General features: G+C 53.9%; 20 protein-coding genes. 10 read left to right on the forward strand and 10 right to left on the reverse strand.

Annotation, left to right across the window (positions count from 1 at the left end; all coding sequences use genetic code 11):
• The first annotated feature begins 96 nt into the window (after positions 1-96).
• The 3 genes from ACOYXH_RS08520 (at position 97) to ACOYXH_RS08530 (ending at position 3,285) form a co-directional block, all read left to right on the forward strand.
• Positions 97-1,638: a DUF2235 domain-containing protein gene (locus ACOYXH_RS08520; protein ID WP_460064124.1), complete on the forward strand. Its 1,542-nt coding sequence runs from the start codon at positions 97-99 to the stop codon at positions 1,636-1,638.
• Positions 1,638-2,297 (forward strand): DUF2931 family protein, encoded by a 660-nt coding sequence (locus tag ACOYXH_RS08525; RefSeq protein ID WP_460064126.1) that lies wholly within the window; start codon positions 1,638-1,640, stop codon positions 2,295-2,297. The genes ACOYXH_RS08520 and ACOYXH_RS08525 overlap by 1 nt, the downstream gene beginning before the upstream one ends.
• A 589-nt stretch (positions 2,298-2,886) precedes the next feature.
• The gene (locus ACOYXH_RS08530; RefSeq protein WP_095047418.1) at positions 2,887-3,285 is read left to right on the forward strand and encodes a hypothetical protein; all 399 of its coding nucleotides are present in this window, start codon (positions 2,887-2,889) and stop codon (positions 3,283-3,285) included.
• A 122-nt stretch (positions 3,286-3,407) separates the two neighbouring features.
• On the opposite strand, the gene ACOYXH_RS08535 is transcribed toward ACOYXH_RS08530, so the two are convergent.
• The 5 genes from ACOYXH_RS08535 to ACOYXH_RS08555 all read right to left on the reverse strand — a co-directional run bounded on the left by ACOYXH_RS08535 (position 3,408) and on the right by ACOYXH_RS08555 (position 9,489).
• Positions 3,408-5,477, reverse strand: coding sequence for a P-loop ATPase, Sll1717 family (locus tag ACOYXH_RS08535; RefSeq protein ID WP_095049990.1), 2,070 nt, complete (start codon positions 5,475-5,477; stop codon positions 3,408-3,410).
• Between the two features lie 75 nt (positions 5,478-5,552).
• A complete protein-coding gene (locus tag ACOYXH_RS08540) occupies positions 5,553-6,671 on the reverse strand; it encodes a phospholipase D-like domain-containing protein (RefSeq protein ID WP_460410507.1) in 1,119 nt (372 codons plus the stop codon).
• A 127-nt stretch (positions 6,672-6,798) separates the two neighbouring features.
• Positions 6,799-7,911, reverse strand: coding sequence for a DNA alkylation repair protein (locus ACOYXH_RS08545; RefSeq protein WP_460410508.1), 1,113 nt, complete (start codon positions 7,909-7,911; stop codon positions 6,799-6,801).
• A 2-nt stretch (positions 7,912-7,913) separates the two neighbouring features.
• Entirely contained in the window at positions 7,914-8,519 is a 606-nt protein-coding gene (locus ACOYXH_RS08550; RefSeq protein WP_371043035.1) for a glutathione S-transferase, read from the reverse strand.
• 61 nt (positions 8,520-8,580) lie between these two features.
• Complete coding sequence (locus tag ACOYXH_RS08555) at positions 8,581-9,489, reverse strand: MurR/RpiR family transcriptional regulator (protein WP_460410509.1); 909 nt, start codon at positions 9,487-9,489, stop codon at positions 8,581-8,583.
• Positions 9,490-9,890: 401 nt separating this feature from the next.
• Here ACOYXH_RS08555 and ACOYXH_RS08560 point away from each other — a divergent pair, with 401 nt between their 5' ends.
• The 3 genes from ACOYXH_RS08560 (at position 9,891) to ACOYXH_RS08570 (ending at position 12,442) form a co-directional block, all read left to right on the forward strand.
• Positions 9,891-10,295 (forward strand): TraR/DksA family transcriptional regulator, encoded by a 405-nt coding sequence (locus ACOYXH_RS08560; RefSeq protein WP_003225981.1) that lies wholly within the window; start codon positions 9,891-9,893, stop codon positions 10,293-10,295.
• A gap of 608 nt (positions 10,296-10,903) precedes the next feature.
• Complete coding sequence (locus tag ACOYXH_RS08565) at positions 10,904-12,127, forward strand: methyl-accepting chemotaxis protein (RefSeq protein ID WP_460410864.1); 1,224 nt, start codon at positions 10,904-10,906, stop codon at positions 12,125-12,127.
• Positions 12,128-12,238: 111 nt separating this feature from the next.
• Positions 12,239-12,442 carry a hypothetical protein gene (locus ACOYXH_RS08570; RefSeq protein WP_460410510.1) on the forward strand — a complete coding sequence of 68 codons (204 nt, stop codon included), beginning with the start codon at positions 12,239-12,241 and terminating at the stop codon, positions 12,440-12,442.
• A 6-nt stretch (positions 12,443-12,448) separates the two neighbouring features.
• On the opposite strand, the gene ACOYXH_RS08575 is transcribed toward ACOYXH_RS08570, so the two are convergent.
• From ACOYXH_RS08575 to ACOYXH_RS08585, 3 genes are all read right to left on the reverse strand, one after another.
• Positions 12,449-12,685: a DUF2789 family protein gene (locus ACOYXH_RS08575; protein WP_320414254.1), complete on the reverse strand. Its 237-nt coding sequence runs from the start codon at positions 12,683-12,685 to the stop codon at positions 12,449-12,451.
• Positions 12,686-12,735: 50 nt separating this feature from the next.
• Complete coding sequence (locus ACOYXH_RS08580) at positions 12,736-12,987, reverse strand: hypothetical protein (RefSeq protein WP_095049997.1); 252 nt, start codon at positions 12,985-12,987, stop codon at positions 12,736-12,738.
• Positions 12,988-13,089: 102 nt separating this feature from the next.
• Complete coding sequence (locus tag ACOYXH_RS08585; RefSeq protein WP_141231802.1) at positions 13,090-13,413, reverse strand: hypothetical protein; 324 nt, start codon at positions 13,411-13,413, stop codon at positions 13,090-13,092.
• Here ACOYXH_RS08585 and ACOYXH_RS08590 point away from each other — a divergent pair.
• The 3 genes from ACOYXH_RS08590 (at position 13,408) to ACOYXH_RS08600 (ending at position 15,195) form a co-directional block, all read left to right on the forward strand.
• Positions 13,408-13,857 (forward strand): hypothetical protein, encoded by a 450-nt coding sequence (locus tag ACOYXH_RS08590; protein ID WP_176471300.1) that lies wholly within the window; start codon positions 13,408-13,410, stop codon positions 13,855-13,857. The genes ACOYXH_RS08585 and ACOYXH_RS08590 overlap by 6 nt on opposite strands.
• The gene (locus ACOYXH_RS08595; RefSeq protein WP_449123389.1) at positions 13,854-14,051 is read left to right on the forward strand and encodes a hypothetical protein; all 198 of its coding nucleotides are present in this window, start codon (positions 13,854-13,856) and stop codon (positions 14,049-14,051) included. Before ACOYXH_RS08590 ends, ACOYXH_RS08595 begins: the two co-directional genes overlap by 4 nt.
• A gap of 127 nt (positions 14,052-14,178) precedes the next feature.
• Positions 14,179-15,195, forward strand: coding sequence for an ABC transporter substrate-binding protein (locus tag ACOYXH_RS08600; RefSeq protein ID WP_460410511.1), 1,017 nt, complete (start codon positions 14,179-14,181; stop codon positions 15,193-15,195).
• A 115-nt stretch (positions 15,196-15,310) separates the two neighbouring features.
• On the opposite strand, the gene ACOYXH_RS08605 is transcribed toward ACOYXH_RS08600, so the two are convergent.
• Both ACOYXH_RS08605 and ACOYXH_RS08610 read right to left on the reverse strand, forming a co-directional pair.
• Positions 15,311-17,443, reverse strand: a complete 2,133-nt coding sequence (locus ACOYXH_RS08605) for a TonB-dependent receptor (protein ID WP_320414256.1) — start codon at positions 17,441-17,443, stop codon at positions 15,311-15,313.
• A gap of 92 nt (positions 17,444-17,535) precedes the next feature.
• Positions 17,536-17,925: a DUF2946 domain-containing protein gene (locus tag ACOYXH_RS08610; protein ID WP_016982997.1), complete on the reverse strand. Its 390-nt coding sequence runs from the start codon at positions 17,923-17,925 to the stop codon at positions 17,536-17,538.
• 94 nt (positions 17,926-18,019) lie between these two features.
• On the opposite strand from ACOYXH_RS08610, the gene ACOYXH_RS08615 reads away from it, so the two are divergent.
• Positions 18,020-18,460 (forward strand): DUF3995 domain-containing protein, encoded by a 441-nt coding sequence (locus ACOYXH_RS08615; protein ID WP_460410512.1) that lies wholly within the window; start codon positions 18,020-18,022, stop codon positions 18,458-18,460.
• Positions 18,461-18,467: the final 7 nt, after the last annotated feature.

Raw genomic sequence — 18,467 nt, forward strand, 5'->3', positions numbered from 1 at the left:
GTCACACCCTGGCTGGCACACGGCCACGGCTTGCGCCCCAAAGTCGCGGCTGTCACCCTTCGGGCCGTTCTCAAGGATCAGAACCAGGAATCACGGATGAGTGGCTACGTACCCAACGCCCCGAAAAACTACCGCTACGAAGAAGCCAAACCCGTCGATATTCACGCCCAGCGTTGGGCGGAATATGAGAAGCACGGGAAAGAGCCTGCGCGCGAACCTGAGAAAATCGGAATTGCGCTGAGGATTGGGGTTTTCTTTGATGGCACAGGGAATAATGCGAACAACACGGCGGCTGGATTGCTGTGTGGGGCGCAGCATCCGATTGCGCCGGAAGATATTCCTGCTAGCTGTCAGCCTTACATGAGGGATCCGGACAGCAGCTACGCCAATAGCACCACCAATGTTCAGAAACTAAGCGAACTGTACTTCGCACCTCAAAGGGCCGAAGGAGATGGTTTGCAGAAGCAAGCGTTCCGGATGATTTATATCGAGGGAATAGGAACTGAGTCAGGCAAGAAGGACAGTACGTTAGGTGGTGGTACTGGCCGAGGCGATACAGGCGTGGCAGGACGTGTTCAGTTGTCGTTCGCAGAGATCAAAACCCGTATCAAGGACGTGCTGGATAACAATCCCAATAGTGAAATTACGTCCCTGACGTTTGATGCATTCGGCTTCAGCCGTGGTGCTGCTGCAGCAAGACACTTTGCCAACGAGGTCGTACGTGGAAAGCAGGGGCCACTCGGGGAGGTTTTGCGAAGCAACGCCAATGCCCTCAGCCGGACCTTCATCGAAGAGTACAAAAGCAGCATCAACATGGGTTTTATTGGCCTTTTTGATACGGTGCCATCCATTGCTGGCTGGTCGAATCTGGGGGATATCAAAAGTCCCATCGCAACAGGAATCAAACTTTACCTCGACCGCCGCTTCTTCACTGATGTGGTGCAGTTATCCGCGCGTGACGAATATCGGGCTAACTTCGCTCTGAGCCGCGTTAAAGCGGATCACTTGGAAATAACTCTGCCCGGGGTTCATTCCGACATCGGCGGTGGCTACCGCGATGAAGTCCAAGAGTGCGTGCTCGTCAGTCCGATGCAAACGCTTGAGGTGTCGCAATTTACCGACGTCTCCACTACTTCGATCTACCGTGATGCCGTGACGGTGAAGGCGCAGTGGCTCGCCAAAGGATGGCCTGAAGAAATGTTGGAGATCGTCACGCCTGATGCCCTTTTTCTGCCAATTGATCGGCAGGAACGGCTCAGCCCACGTATGAAGCGCGTGTATGCCGCAGTGCAGCTCAAACGTCCTGTGAGTGGCTTGCTCTCCAGGGTATATCTACGAGTGATGCACCGATTGGCAAAAGAGAAGGGCGTTCGGTTTCAAGACATTCCCGATACGCCTGAGTTGGCAGTGCCCGCAGAGCTTCAAGCGCTGTGTGATCGATTTCTGGCGGGTAGTTACGACACCTCCATCCAAGAAGACCAATTGTTGAAGCTAAAGTACATTCACATGTCTGCAAATTGGAACCATCCTCTCGGGCGCAGAGATGGCAGTGGCGTCCGTGCCGTTTACATCAATGCCCCGACACCGGACTCGATACGCGTACAACACCCCCATGTAGCTGACTGGAAACTTTGGTGATGAAAGTACTTTTTACCCTGCTATGCGCGCTGTTCATTACTGGGTGCCAGTCTGCGGATCCACTTTCAGCAAAAAATGACCCGAAATCCGAGTGGTGGGAGTTGGCGTTTACCGAGCCGGACTATATGAAGGTCTGGGTAGAGAACAGTTCTGTTCAAGACATTAACGGCAGGATTTTCTACAAAACCGGCGGCGGCACCGCTGCGGGGGGAGAGCCGGAAGATGGAACGGAGTCCGCCCGAGGTTGGACAGGTGGGGTAGGCGGCAGCGGAAGGAGAGTGGTGGGAGCAGATTTACCTGTTCGCATCTGGGTTCGTTGGCAATCGATTGTCGAACAGAAAACGTGGCAGGCATGGGTAGAAATCCCAGAGGAAGCCAGGCAGTTGATGGTGGCGTCCGTCAGTCAACGTTGCCCGCAGACGCCTGATCAGGAAGCGAGATTTATGGCGTCGGTTTATTTAGGGTTGGCCCCCGGTGGTGTTGTGCAGGTTTGGGTAAGAGACTCTTGCCACCACCCGGTCAAAGTCGCTCGAGCGCAGGCAGAAATTGAGCCGCTAGGGCCGAGCCAAGGTAAGAACGAAGGGCGTTACGCTTATCCTGTGAGTGAAAAGGCAAAGCAGTACATTGAGAAGTACGGTATCCCTTACGGTAGTTGGTGAGCAGCGTGCTTCTGACCTCCAATCTCACCCTGGATGAAGCGCCTCACGAGGCTGTTCTCGTACGTCACCTGAACGTCGCAACACGTTTGGTTGGCGCTAGTCGGATCATGGAAATTCATTTTGAGAATTGTAAACACTACACGCTTCGATGATGTCGACCACGACGCGGGATATGAGTACCGTGGTTTCAACTACGTGATTCGGAATGAAATGGATGAGTTTCACGTCAGAATTTACGATAGTGATCTTGGCAAGGTAACGGTAGTACGTCCGACCTCTATGTATGAAAACTGCAACCTCAGAATTCTTGTAGGCTTTTTACAATCCAAGCTTGGTGCATCCTCGATATCCGTCTATAAGATGGAGGTAGGGGCTTATGAACAGATAGATCTCAATGGGTGATATTCAAAAAATAAATCTGTCCCGGTTTTCTGCCTGGCCAATCATTCCTGCGGAACGTGTGCACGAATGGCAGTGAATCACGCGCACGTTGTGCTAAATTCGGTCGATCTAACTCTTTGGAACCAGAAACGCGCACAGGCGCAGTACCGGAGCGATGTGAGCAAAGTTGTATCAATGGAGAGGCAGATTGCACGAGGTCTTTATCAGCAATGATGCTGAAGTTGAAATTGAAGAGCTGCTCGCACTGCTCAAGGCCCACTGTATTGTGGTTCTGAATGCCGTCATGCGGACTCAAGCAAGGGATATCAGAAAGGTAGCCAATGCAGCAATCAAGGATTATCGAGGTGAAGGCCCACATGTCCATCTGTTCGAATTCGATGTTCCTATCGACACCGAACGATGGAGCATGCCGACCTTCACCCACTCCACACGCAATCAGCTAGACATCACGCAGACACACCGCATCGTCGACAGAGCTACCCGAGCGTGGGTAGATCGAGGTATGGCGAATCACTTCCTCTATACCAATTGCGCAGAAGTTCAAAGCAAAAAGAGCAAAAAGGGAACTGAGCAAAAAGGGGGCTGATTTATTTCTCAGAAAATAAATCAGTCCCCTTTTTTATATAGTATCTGGTAAGGATTCAACCGATTAAGGAGAAAAAGGAGACCCAGTTTAATAGCGCTCTATCCTTGGTTTAAGTCTATTGTTTATCGCGATTTGTGCGTTAGGTATGTTCTGATGTAAAGATCGATCAGTTTGCTTAGTTGTTTATTTGCTTCGTCGTGCTTTTGTAAGCTTCTCATTTTTGAAAGATGGCGCTCTAGAAATTTATGTGAAATTTTTATTATTATTTTGTTGTGATTGTCATAGATTTCTTTCGCCCATTGTAGCTCTCTGTGTTTTTCGAGGTTGTCGTTGAAATCTCGATTGATGATGAATGCTAATCGCCCGTAGTCTTTGTAAAGATAGCCGTTAACTTGGCGATAGTCCGATGATGTCAAATCTCGATAGTTTTTGACTTCGAAGATGACCTGCCGTGTTTGATAATCTGTAAGGATTCGAGACCAAACTCCTGAGTCAGCGAGATTGGTGGCGATAATATCCCTTTGCTGAAGTCCATTTTTATTGGCGTGCAATTCGATATTTGCAAGGTTTGTTGCGAAAAGTATTTTAATTGCCTTTAAAGACCATGCCTCAAAGTCGACAGCTCCGGCTTTTCCTTCAGGTATCTCGCTCAAATCTTTGAGTAGTGATCCAATTCGTTGTTTGCGCTGTTCTTCCGAAACAGAGCTAACTTCTATGTCGTACTCGTCATGAATGTCTTCGGCTGCATTGCTGTCAATATCAAATTCTTGGATGCTTAGTGCTAGCCAGTAGCAAGGGTGAATTAATATCTTAGAACTTTCTGAAAAATCTTTTTCAGGTTCTTTTCCGTCATGGCAAAATACGTACGAAGACGACTGTGTGTTGTAAAGTCCTAAAAACCCAATGCTGTAGAGACGCTGGATAACTTGAATGGGCCCGTCAAGGAGAAGGATATCCTGTTGCTTTATTTTGCTTTCAAGTACTGGGGATGCCATTGCAGTTGTGATTAATTTTGCGGTCTCTAAGACTTGGTAGTCTGGTTTCTTGTTTGAGAATAGCGATGTGAACACGTCCAGGGCTGGAAATACTGTCTCGTACTCCTTGAGCAAGTCATTTAGTCTGTTTTGTGAGATTGTATTTGCTGTTGCATTTATATCGTCGATTATAATTTTATCTCGATCTTGAACAAAAGCACGCAGGAAGGCGTCATTGAGCAAAACAAGTATGTCTCTAGGCCGATATAGAGTGAGTTTTAGTGCTTCACGGAAGCCAGTGCTGGACTGGAGGCTGTTTGCTGTATAGGCATTCCATAGTCGGGTGTTATTCTCTATCTTTGAATCAAAAGCTGATCGAATTCGATTGCAGACCAAGTTGAATAGATTGTACTCGTCCCAGTGTAGTCTGAGTACTTGTCCTTCAATATTTCTTGTAAAGTCTGGGTCCATTTTAGATATGGCGCGGTGTATGTTGTCTCGGACGAATGCGAAGGCTATTACTCGTTCTTTGAAGGTCTGTTTTATATCGATAACTGATTGAATGAAACCGTCTACAATAGCGACGCCTACATCATCTGGCGTGTAACCTTCATCTAATCTATCGGCAAAAATAACAAACTGAAATTTATTTCTTTCTAGCGCTTCGAGAATTGCGTCTTCCAATTCATCAAGTTCGAAGCCATCTGAGAGCTCTGATATTCGACGAGCCGGAGACTGGTCCTTTGTGTTTTCCAGTATGCTGAGTAGTTTTTTTCTTATTTTTCCACTGATGTTTTGCCGCTTTGCACCCCAGATGCTGAGGTGCTTTAATGCAGTAGGGTCCGTCAAGTTACCTTGCAGTTTATAGTGATCGCTTATCTCGGAAATGATCTCCATGTAGATTGCATAACGCCAGGCAAGTTTGCTTCCTGCCTTAATGTGTAGGTAGTTCTCGCCAAACAGTGAGACAATATCTCTTAATCCAATTATTTGCTCTTCTACTGGCGTTATGGTGATTGTGTGTGTTTTTGGTTTGCTGTGCCAGTGTTTAGAAAGCATGTAAACTAATGCGCTCTTTCCTGTCCCGCGGCGCCCAACTATAACGCATCTGTCATTAGACTCTAATAAAGATTTGTAGTCCGTAGTCGGCCAGAAGGAGGTTTCGAGCATCTTTGCATCATGCTCTGCTCGGATGTCACCAAGTATATTTCCTTTCATTCTCTATTCCTTGCTGTTTTTTTTCTTAAGTGAGAGAGCTTATGCTGCCTTGGTGAATGCGATTTTTATAAGTGTCTAGTTTTCATGTTGTAGGTAAGGTTCGGAGTTGAGTTGTTTTTCAATCGAATTGATTTTTTCTATCAAGAATTCCCCAAACTCCTTTGTGATTTTGACCTTGTCACTTCCCATGTTAATGGTTCCTAAGCTAAAGCCGCCGGCATTGGTGATGGCTGTGTTTGGATGGATTTGTCTAAATTCGTCAAGTAGATCCTGCCGTTTTAAATCGTGTATCCACCACGACCCTCCAAATTTCGGTGAGTGATTACGCCCTTCCAGATACCAAGGCCATCTTTGGACCCAAGGTTCTATTTTTACTTGTGCATCAGCGACATATTGTAGGCCGCCGGTTATTCGGAAGTATGATAATATTGATCCCGCGCCTACAGCAGTAGTGATTATTATGTCGCCTTTTCTCAAGCCTTTTGGTTTTTTCTTAGAAAAGTGTAAGTTCTGGTGCAATCCTGAAAAGTCTTGTTGGTCATTAAGTGTTACAGGTCTTTCACTGTGACCGATCGGTTTAAGAAAATATTGGGTGGTTGTGTTGTTCGCGCTTGTATCGCTATAAATGCTTTTGAGAATATCGCACGATATATCTGGAAGGGTGACCCATTCAGGGTTGAGTTTTTTGTATTGCTCTGAAAACATGCACGCCTTCAGTAATTGGTGTAAGGTAAGCTCTTTGTATTCAATGTGGTGGAATAGTTCTGTGGCAGTCTTGTTGATGATGGTTTCATCTTTCGTAAGGAACCCCCACTCGTGATTGCTTACTAGTCCATTGTTGGTGAAGTTTGCTGATGTTAAAATCATTGTTTTTTGGCTTTTTGATAAATAAATCTTGCCGTGTAATTTGTTGCTGATGTGGATGTTTAATTTTATTTTAGGATGGTTTTGTGAAAAAAAATTATAGAAGGTTATGATTTGATATGGTTTCGTTAGCTGTTCTTCGCTATAAGGTCTTAGCGTTGTAATAAGTTCGATGGTGTTAAGGTTTGAGAAATTAAAATTTTTCAGGAACTCCGACATGTTGGAGGCTAAAAAAGGAGAAGCAATAATAAAGTGATCTTTACACTCTTCTAATAGCTTTTTGGTGTGGCTCATGTGATTGTTATTGCTATCAAAGTTGGAGATCAGCATTTCGTTGGGCCTGAGTTTTTCTCAAGGCTTCGCTTTTTGGGGTGATTGTCAAATTGTTTTTTTGTCAAGGTAAGTGCTCCTTCTCAGTCTTACCGTTTGCTTAAGGCACAAGTAAAAGGACTGCTTTTTAGGCTTGTTCAGCGCTAACTGCGAAAGATGAGTTCGCCAATTTAGCTCCATTTACCAGTACATGTACTAGGTGCTGCCCAAAATAGTGTTTTCGCGTCGTAAAATCCCTAATCACCTGGCGCCTCCCCACAACCTCACTCCCATACCCCGCCAACACCACCATCTTCAACTTAAAAACCTTAGCCGAAATCCCACCATTCGCCTTCACATAGTCAATCGCATAATCAATCACCAACCGCTGCTCATGCGCCACTGTCGACTTCACCACAAACGACAACGTAATCGCTTCCCCCAACCTAACCACCGCCGGCTCAACCCGCACATCCAACAACTCAACCTCAGCCTTCGCCCCGGCACCAATCACCGTCAGCGCCCGCAAATCCCCCTGCTTGATCAAACTCCGCAACGCATGCTTGGCAATCCAAGCCGTGTGCTTGTTCTCCAACGACCAACCTTCAACTGTGTCCAATACCCACTCCGGATGCACCTTCGTCACATCATTCAAATGATTCGCCACGGACTTGCGCACGTACAAACTCTCATCCGCCTTCAACCGATCCAGTATCCCGGCCGCTAACTGCGGATCCGCCTGCACCGCTTCCAACCGAAACGACCAAGGCAGGCGAGGGCGGCTGCCTTCGCTGGCGAGTCGTCGAACGTGGTGGTTTTCGTCTCGGGTCCAGTCGTGCATCCGTTCCAGCGAGCGCTCGAGGTCGCTGCGCAGAAAGTGGCGGATGGCGAATTCGGAGGAGCCGAAGGTGGTGAAGTACTTCAGGGCGTCCATGGAGGTGTCGAACGCTTGTCCGCCGTAGCTTGCGACGTAATGCGGCAAACACATGCTGACGAATCCGCTGTTCAGCCTTGGCGCGAGTTCACGCAATACATCGAGGGAATCCTCGTAATCCAGCGGCAACACGGCGTGCAGGCTTTCGCTGACACGGGCCATGCGTTGCATCACTGATAATTCGGCGAGTCCGTCCTGGGCGTGTTTGAGAAACGCTTTGGCCTTGAACGCCGGGTACACGGCGCTCATTTCGCGGGCGATGTGCTGCAAGCGCTCGGCGTTGAAGATTTCCTTTAACGCCGGGGCGGCGGTGTCGGTGGTGCTCATGGTCAGGTCATCGGGGTGCTGACGAACGCTTCGAGGGTTTCGGCGTAGGCGGTGTATTGGGCGATGTGGGGGTAGCGGCGGGTGTCGATCTGGTCGGGGACGACGAGGCCGGTGAAGCTCCAGGCGACGGCGAGGCTGATGCCGGCCTGGGTGAGGGTGCCGTCGGTGGGCAGGCCGGTTTTTTCCAGTTCTTGCTCAAGGGCGGTGAACGCGGCGGCGAGTTGGCCTTCGACGCGTTCGACCCACGGTTGGTATTGAATGTCGGCCGGGCGCAGGTTGCGTTCGTAGTAGAGCTGTACGGCTTTTTCGCAGGCGGCGAGGCTGAGGCCGATCAGGCGCAGGGCCTGGGCGCGTTGTTTCAGGTCGGTTGGCAGCAGGCTTTTGCCGGAACTGGCTTCGAGGTAGTCGAGGATGAGGGTCGAGTCCATCAGGACCACGCCGTCGTCGAGGATCAGCGTGGGGGCTTTGACCACCGGGTTGATCTGCTGGAATTGCTCGAAGTGGCGGAACACCGAGACCGACTCGTGTTCGAGGTCAATCCCCAAGCGTTTGGCGGAGATGGCTACGCGGCGTACGTAAGGGGAGTCCAGCATGCCGATCAGTTTCATGACGCGTTCCTTCAAGTCAAACCGGTGGGAAGGCATAACCTAGCCGACGCTGAGGCAATTGTCAGTCGTCGAAGCCGGGTTGTTCGTGAATCTCATCAACATTCAGTTCCAGCCGATACGCCACTGCCACAAACAGCGCCTGACACAAACACAACGTCGCACTCAGCGAACGAAAGGCGAGGGCGCTGCCTTCGTTGACCAGCAATACGCTGTTGGCGAGTTTCGCCAGCGGCGAGAGCTGGCTGTCGGTGAGGATCAGGGTGTTGGCCTGTTGCTGGCGGGCGAAGCGCAGGCAGTGTTGGGTCTCCTTGGCGTAGGGCACGAAGCTGATGGCGATGACCAGATCGTTGGCGCGCACGCTGCGCATTTGCTCGCGATAGCTACCGCCCAGCCCCGAAACCAGGTGAATGCGCTTCTGAGTGTGTTGCAAGTTGTAAACGAGGTAGTCGGCGACGGCGAAGGAGCGGCGCACGCCGACGACATAAATGTTGTCGGCGTTGACGATCAGCTCGACGGCTTTTTCGAAGGCGGCGTCGTCGAGTTCGCGGCCCAGGCGTTCGATGCCGGAGCGCGTGGCGTCGATGCATTCCCGGGCGAGGTCGCCGACGCTGGCTTGCTGCGACTGGTCGGCGATCATGCTGCGGATGCGTTGCTGGTAGTTTTGCACCGGCGAGGCTTTGTGCGTGTAGGCGCTGCGGAACAGCGCCTGCATTTCGCTGAAGCCGCTGAAACCGAAGCGTTGCGAGAAGCGCACGATGGCGGACGGGTGCACTTCGCACTCGCGGGCGATGTCGCTGATGCGGTCGACCATGATCCGGTCGCTCTGTTGGCTGATGTAGCTGGCGATGCGTTTGAGCTGGCGCGGCAGGGCGTCGTATTCGTCGGTGATCAGTTGCAGCAGGCGCTCGGCATTGATCGGGGGGCTGGCGAGTGAAACCTCGTCGGTGGCCGGCAGATCGGGGCGGGGCATAGGTCATCCTTCAGGCTGATTGATCACACGGTGGGCCTGATAGTAGGGGGGCTTTTGCGGTTCTGCTTTGCTGAAACGATGCAGTGCGTGGTAAAAAACTGCGTCTGGGCGCTGCGTGGTTAGCCGTTTGTCTTCTATATACAGCCGCTCGACTGAATTTCTTGCTATAAACGCACTCCGATGGCCGTGTGAACCCCGTGTCAGAGCAGTTTCCGGGCGTTGTCGGACAAATTCCCTGTATTTACAGTTGCTGAGGCCTCGATCGGGCCTTAGACTGCCGCCCCTCGTAAATTGAGTGCCGGGTGGCATTTGCAATAAACGATGCCTTTTCGCCGACCGCACGCGGTTCGCCGAAACGCTCCCTAATTCGCCTTAATGCACGTTTTTTTATAGAGATATCAATGACAAAGGACAAGTTGCTGGCCATGCCGGCAGATGACTACATGAATGCAGAGCAGCACGCTTTCTTCACTGAGCTGCTGCAGAACATGAAAGTCGAAACCCACGAGCGCATTGAGCAAAACCGTATCGCCATCGAAAGCCTGGACACCCCGGCTGACCCGGCGGATGCGGCTTCGGTTGAAGAAGAGCGCACTTGGCTGGTGAACGCGATCGATCGCGACCAGCGCATGCTGCCGCAACTGGAACAAGCCCTTGAGCGCATCAAGGAAGACAGCTTTGGCTGGTGCGACGACAGCGGCGAGGCCATTGGCCTGAAGCGCCTGCTGATCAGCCCGACCACCAAGTACTGCATCGAAGCTCAAGAGCGTCACGAGCAGATCGACAAGCACCAGCGTCAGGCCTGATTCTGTGGGGTGACCCTTTCAACAGGGCACCTTGAAAAGATCGCAGCCTTCGGCAGCTCCTACATGGGCGTTGCTGAAGGCTGCGATCTTTGTTTTTACTCGTCTGCAATAAGCCCGCGCCGTTCCATTGACCTGCCACAGACCCCACGACTAACGGACCATGGATAATGGCGTTGTAGTGGCGTTTAATGCAGTCACAATAATGAGAACAAGCGTGGGGTGTTGATATGACGAGAGACGGATCTCTGGTTGGGGCTTTGCCTGCACCAGTGCTTTTGCCGAAAAACCGCTGGATTGCGCCGACCCTGCAAAGCATCGCCCTGATGCTGTTGCTGGCCGGCATGACGCTGGGTGGATGGTCGCTGTACATCGGCATGCCGCTGGCGGTGCTGATTGTCTGGCTACCGCGCTTGCGTTCCCGCGCCATCCCCGATGTTCAGCCTGCCGACAGCGGCAGCGCCATTTCTGAGTTGACCCGAGACCTTTCCTACACCACCAGTCATAACGCCTTGTCGGCGGCTGGCGTGGCATTTTCGGTCAAGGAACTGGCGAGCAAACTTGAATCGCAACTCGATGCGGCGGCGCAGATCGTCAGCAACGCCGAGGTGATGATCGTGACTGAACACGCCACTTCACAACTCAGCCGTGCCGCGCTTGAAGCAGCGAGTCAGGCGCATCACAGCAGCGCGGCGGGGCGCACGGAACTGGTGGATTCGATCGCGCGCATGCATCAGCTCAGTCAGCGCGCCAATACCAGCCGTGAGTTGATCGAAGCCTTGAGCCTGCGCAGTGACGATATTCAGCGTGTGACCCTGGTGATTCAGTCGATTGCCAGCCAGACCAATCTGCTCGCATTGAACGCGGCGATCGAGGCAGCGCGAGCCGGAGAGCATGGTCGCGGTTTTGCCGTGGTCGCGGATGAGGTGCGTGGATTAGCGGCGCGCACGGCGTCGGCCACCGGTGAAGTGGGTGAGATGGTCGCCGACATTCAACAACGCACGGCGCAGGTGGTGGAGCAGATTCGCGAGTTGTCGAGTGATCTGCAGATCGGTGTCGAGCAGGTCGAACACACCGGCCAGCATCTGCAGAACATCGCGCGACTGGCAGCGGGGGTGGAAAGCCAGGTCGGTGAAATCGCTCAGGGTGCAGAAACCAATCGCGAACAGCTCGACAGCCTGTTCAAGGCCATCGAGCAGATGCGCAGCGATCTGGCGATCAGCGATCAACAGACTCGCCGCCTCGCTGAAGCGGCGGTGCAAATGGAAGGGCAGGCGGAAACCATCAGCGAGCGGCTGGCCGAAGTCGGTCTGGATGACTATCACCAGCGCATCTACGATCTGGCCCGCGAAGGGGCGAGCCAGATTGCCGCGCGTTTCGAGGCGGATGTCGAGCAGGGCCGGGTCAGCCTTGAAGACCTGTTCGACCGCCAGTATCAGCCGATCCCGAATACCCAACCGGCGAAGTTTCAGACCCGTTTCGACCGTTACACCGATCAGGTGCTGCCGGCGATTCAGGAGCCATTGTTGCCGCGTCACGAGGGGTTGGTGTTCGCCATTGCCTGCACGCAGCAAGGTTATGTGCCGACGCACAATCAGCTGTTCAGTCAGCCGTTGACTGGCGATGCGCAGGTCGATGCGGTGAACAATCGCACCAAACGCAAGTTCGCGGATCGCACCGGTATTCGCTGCGGCAACCATCAGCAACCGGTGCTGTTGCAGACTTACACCCGCGACACCGGTGAACTGATGCATGACCTGTCGGTGCCGATCATGATCAAGGGCCGGCACTGGGGTGGATTGCGCCTGGGCTATAAGCCGGAGAAACCGCGCTGAGAGATTGTTACTTGCGGTGCAATGAATCTGTGCACGGAGCTTGCTGTTTCCGCTCGAAAGAAACCATTAATCTGCCCGCTTAGTTAGGTTGCTAATGATTTCGGGGGCTGCATGCAGTGCAGAGTTGATGTTGCTGTGATGATCGGCAGTGGCGTGCCGGCCGGTTTACGCGCGTTGGGGCAGAGCGTGTGCTGGGTGGTTTTGCTCAATGGCGAGCGTCGCGGCACCGCGTTTGCCAGTCGTAACGAGGCCGAGCAGTGCAAGGCTGCGTGGCTCGCGCAATTGCAAGCCGAGTGTGGTGACAGCCTGCACTGAGTTCGGTTACTTGCCGTCGTGAAGGCGTACGTTCAGCTCGTCGAAGACGATTGCCCTGTCATCGTCTTTGCTGATCCACTCTTGCAGCGTTTGCTTTTGAGAGTCCGACCAGAAATGGGCATCGACTAGTTTGGTGTCAGCGTCGAGAGGATGCGCGTCGATGAAACTGTCGATCTCCGGTCCTTCTGAAGGAAGACCTAACTGATCGAACAGAGTTTTCAAGTTATAACCTTCCAGATCCATCGTGTTCTCCTTTTTGATTTGCGCCGGGATGGCACAATCGGTCGCTCTCTTTATCTGAGGCAGCCATTCGCCAGGAGTTCGATCTTCGACTCAAGTGAGCGGGCGAGGGCGCAGGCTTCGTTGTGATCTTCACGGAAACCTCTTACGCGCCCGGTCGATGTTTCCTTTATATGGAAGAAAGCGTTGCCGGCGGGTACCACTTGGAAACGCGGGTAATCGTCGTTGATCGTGGTGGCACTTAGTATCAGCGACGATTCGATCCGGGCGTCAACGGTCATGGCAAAGTGAGTCCGAGTGCACATATGAAGTCCTTTTCATCAGTTGGCCGGTATTTACCGGCCGTTTCGGGTAGTCGGAATGAGCATCGCTGCTCTAGAATCGCCAGTACCTGTTGACGACAGGGCTTATCTAAAGCAATTTTTCGCCAGCGATATGTCGGAGAAGTGCTTTTTTTCGTGAGAATTTTCCCTAAAGTTCGTAGTCAGACTGCTCTTGCTGACGCTGAGGAATTTTCCTTCAGGTTTTGGCGACATCGGGATGAGTTTCCCGAGTGACAATCCAGTAGTCTTACCAACCTCGCGTTGAATGAGCACTCTGCTCGATTCGGGCTTTATTGATTTGTTTGCAGTGACATCGGCCTGGCCGTTTTTTTGCCGTGCGCGTTTTCCGTGTGCGGTTTTTTCAGATGTGGGGATGTTTCTTTGGCAGTCAGTAATCTCGATATGCATGCTTTGTTCGTGTTGGGTGATTTGCGTGCAAAGCTGGTCAAGCTGTTCCAGTCGCGTTTTGTTTACATCACCGAGCAGAACGCCGAAGGCATTTACGTGGCCGAGATCGACACCGAAAGTGCCTTGGTGGTCGATGACAAACCGGGGCTCAAGCTCAAGGTCGGCGATCATTTCAGTGCATCGGTCTTGCCCAGCCGCGAAGGCGGCAAGATGGATCTGCGTTTTCGCGAAATCAAACTCACGGTCTATGGACTGGGTGATTACGCTTTCGTCGAAACCGCTGACGGGCACGCCATCCTGTTCAAGGAAGGCCATAGCGTGGTGACCGTGTTCGCCGCCCATGAGCAATTGCAGGAAGGCCTGACCAAAACCCTGAAAGCCGTTACGGCCAAAGCCGCCAAGTGGCGCAAGGGTGAGCTGGTGACGTTCAAGGCCAGCGAGTGAGCCGCGCGGATTTCCATTCGCAGAACCTCGTCACTGCACGCGAGGAAGCCCTGCGGTTGTTCGCCGCCAAGGCGGAACTGCAAGGTGCCTGGCTGAATTGGCTGGCTGCGCAGATCTATCAGTTGCGCCCCGCGGAATACGCCAGCATGGTCAGGCGCGAGCTGCAAAGCTTGCAGGAAAAGTCTGATTCATAACCTCGTCCGCAGCATGACCCGGAAAAAGCAGGAACCTCGGCTACAGTCAGTTGACTGAGTATTCAGAGGCTTGCGGTCCTCTGTCAGGCCAACCTGCCATTGCTGTGAACAGCACGAGGTGCAATGCATGAACGGATTTCGACGGTTATTGGCCGCCAGCGTGGCCACGTTCGGTTTGCTGACATCAGCGCCATCGGTGATGGCCGCGCAGGCGCCGATCCATTTTGCCGACCTGAACTGGGAAAGCGGCAGCCTGATTACCGATGTGCTGCGGATCATCGTCGAGAAGGGCTACGGCTTGCCAACCGACACCTTGCCTGGCACCACCATCACGCTGGAAACCGCACTGGCCAACAATGACATTCAGGTCATTGGCGAGGAGTGGGCCGGGCGCAGTCCGGTGTGGGTCAAGGCTGAGGCCGAAGGCAAAGTCGTCAGCCTGGGCGATACCGTCAAAGGCGCTACCGAGGGCTGGTGGGTGCCGGAGTACGTGATCAAGGGCGATCCGGCCAAAGGCATCAAGCCGCTGGCGCCGGATCTGCGCAGCGTCAGTGATCTGAAAAAGTACAAGGACGTGTTCAAGGACCCGGAAACCCCGAGCAAGGGGCGGTTCCTCAATAGCCCGATCGGCTGGACGTCGGAAGTGGTCAACAAGCAGAAGTTGACGGCTTATGGTCTGCAGGACGATTACACCAATTTCCGCAGTGGCTCCGGTGCGGCACTGGACGCTGAGATCAGTTCTTCGATTCGTCGCGGTAAGCCGGTGCTGTTTTACTACTGGTCGCCGACGCCGCTGCTGGGCAAATTCAAACTGGTGCAACTTGAAGAGCCGCCGTTTGATGCCGAAGCCTGGAAGACGCTAACCGATGCGGATAATCCCAATCCGAAACCGACCCGGTCGCTGGCTTCGAAGCTGTCGATTGGTGTGTCTACGCCGTTCCAGAAGCAATATCCGCAAATTGCCGAATTCTTCAGCAAAGTGGACTTTCCGATCGAGCCGTTGAACAAGGCGTTGGCCGAGATGAGCGAGAAGCACACGGCGCCGCGTGATGCGGCGGTGGCGTTCATGAAGGCCCACCCGGATGTGTGGCAGGCCTGGTTGCCGAAGGATGTGGCGGATAAGGTATCCGCTGATCTGAAATAGAGGCTGTAGCGCCCGGCCTCATCGCGGGCAAGCCCGCTCCCACAGGTATTGTCGTTGAATGCAAATTTTATGTACGACACCAAACACTGTGGGAGCGGGCTTGCCCGCGATGCTTTTAAAACTTCGTCTGCACGGCCAGTTCGAAGGTGCGCGGTGTCCCCAGGTAATACGCCGGCGAAACATGCGCAAACTCGGCATACACCTCATTGGTCAGGTTACGCACGCGCCCGGTGACGGTGGTATGCGAATCAACCTTGTAGCTGAGAAAGCTGCCGAACAATGTGTACGACGGCACGGTCATGGTATTCGCAGTATCGGCATACACCGACGCCACATATCGTGCATCCACCCCACCTTGCCATTGCGGCGAAAAATCATAAGTCAGCCACAGATTGCCAACCCGATCCGGCACGTTGGTCGGCGTGTTGCCCTTGCGTGATACCACCACGCCGGCGGCATTCTTTTCGGTGAAATCATCGTATTGCGCATCAACCCAGGCGAAGTTGCCTTCAGCCAACAGCTTGTCGGTGATCCGCAACGAGCTGGCGATCTCTAAACCTTTCGACGTCTGCTGACCGACCGGAATACTGCTGGTCGGGTCCAGCGGATCGGTCACGGCGAAGTCCTTTCGCTCAATGGTGTAGGCCGCAATCGTCGCCGAGCCGCGCCCGTTCAGATAATCAAATTTGCTGCCAATCTCCCATTGCTTGCCGGTGGAAACGTCGAAGTCTTGCGTGCCGTTCGGTTGCTCGGCGGCGGTGCTGTATTGCACGTAGACGTTGGCCGACGGAATGAATTGGTAAGTCAGGCCGGCGCGGCCGGTGACTGGTTCCCAACTGCGCTTGAGGTGTTTCGGGTTGGTGGCGGTTACCGTGCGATGGTTGGTCACGTCGAGGTCAATGTCGTCATAGCGCAGGCCGGTGAGCAGCGACAGTTTGTCGGTCAACGCTAAACGGTTTTCCACGAACAATGCTTTGGTGGTGACCTCGTTGGTTTTGTCGCTGATCAGCTTGGGGTTGGTGCCCGGGATGTCGTAAAAATGCCCCGGACGGTAGTTGTTCGGGTCAACCGAGCTAGCGCCTTTGACGTTCAGCGGCGAGTTGGTGGTCTGGTTGACCTTGTATTCGAAGCCCCCCGACCACGTCGTATCGAGACCGAACAGCGTGTTGTCATGGCGCAACTCGAACTGGTTGCCGTTCTGCTCGCCTTGATGACGCACCTGATACGCAGTGGAGCGATTCACCGCGGTGTTGTCGGCGTTGTACTGGTAGGTTTCGAGGTTGCGGTAATCGCGTTGGCTGTCGAGGTGGTACAGCGTATTGCGCAGGGTGGTGCTGTCGTTGATCCGGTAGTCGATGATCGAACGGACCCAGATCGTCCGCTGCTCGTAGCGACCGTCCTCGACGTTGTAGTTATTGAAGCGGTTGTGTTTATCGATCTTCAACTCGCCGGCCTTGGGATTGAGCACGGGCGTGCCCCAGTACGGACTGTCTTCGTGTTCATCCTGATATTCCAGGGCCAACGTGTGCGACAGGTCGGGTGTGAGATCGCTGAGCAGCGAGAACGCCACGCTCCAGGCATCGCGCTCCTGGCGGTCGATGTAGCCGTTGCTGGTGTTGTGACTGACGTCGAGGCGCGCGTAGTGCTGCACGTCGGCGCTCGGGTCGGTGAGGGCGTGGTTGAGGCCGAAAGCGGTTTTGCTGGTGTCGTAGGTGCCGTAGCTGACCCGGCCTTCAACCGCTTGTTCATCACGGGTGGCGAGTTTGGTCACGTAGTTCAGCGATCCCCCCACCGAGCCTGCGCCGTTGATCAGCGACGACGGGCCGCCGACCAGTTCCACACGATCATAGATCCATGAATCGACGGGCCGCGCGAGTCCGCCGGAGACGTTGATGCCGTTGAACATCTGGGTGATCTGGCTGCTGGTGAAGCCACGATAGGAGACGAAGCCGCCGAACCCCGGCGGTGCGCTGGCGTTGACCCCGGGCAAGGTGTTGGCGGCGTCCTGGAAGTTCTGCGCGCCATGGCGTTCGATGTCATTGCGATTGGCGATGGCCACCGAGGCCGGCGTGTCGCGCACGCTCAAACCCAGTCGCGAGGCCATGCCGCTGGATTGGTCGAGGCTCAGACCCGGTTCTGCGCCGGACTCGCCATCGATGGTGATCGGCGCCAGATCCACGGTGGATTGCGCCCAGACGTTAACGGACAGGCAGCCGCACAGGCTCGCCAGCAGAGTGAGTTGTTTCATCATTGAATCCTGAATGCTTGTCTAGGAGTCAGCGCACAGGCAAACGCCGCGCGTTGGCGCAGTGGGCTGACAAATCAAAAAGGCAGAGACACTCAGGCGAGCGGTGGGGCGCGAGGATTGGCCGACGGCCAGGTGAAGCGGGCAGGGAGGTCGGCGCTGACGATGGGCGCCAGTGGTGGGCTGTGTTGTTCGGGCAGGATCGCTAGCGTCAGGCTGGAGTTGAACGCCGGGCCCATGCCGCCGCCGACCGAGCACAGCGGGCAGCCAAATGCCTTGGACAGGGTCGGCAGTTGTTCTTCAGTGGGGTTGCTGGCGAGCGGCGCTTGAGTGGCCGGGTCGACTGTACAGAACTGGCCGCCGATACCGTTCAGCTGCATGCCGACCATTTGTCCGTGACCGATGCTGCAGGCGAACACGTTGAACAGGACGCAGCAATAAAGCATCCAGGCCAGTAGTGAGCGATCGGAACGGGAGAATTTCATGGGGCGGCACTTTACCGTACCGCTGATCGGTCGTGCACTTGGAAAAAATGCGACTAGGCTGATTTGTTCAAATCCCTTTCCAAGGATTTCAACCATGACCTTTGTATTGGCTCAATGGCTGGTGACAACGTTTGCGGTGATCGCCTTGATGCACGTGTATTGGGCGCTGGGTGGGCAGTGGGCGGCAGCGGTGGTGGTGCCGCAGGTGCCGGTGCGCGGATTTGTCGCAACGGTGCGGCCGGCGTTCAAGCCTTCGGGCTGGCTCACGTTGATTGTGGCAGCGGCATTGCTGGTGATTGCTGGGTTGGTGTGCATGCGGGTTGGCTGGGGAGTGCCGGCGGTAAGTCACAAGGCACTGCAATGGGTGATCAGCGCGATTGCGTTGTTGATGTTTGCCCGGGCGATTGGTGATTCGAATCTGGTCGGGTTTTTCAAGGAAGTGACGGATTCACGGTTTGCGCGACTGGACACCTGGGTGTATTCGCCGTTGTGTGCGGTCTTGGGGGCGGGGTTGTTGGCGGTGGCTTGGGTTTGAGGTGAGT

Source organism: Pseudomonas sp. Mb7, assembly GCF_054790525.1.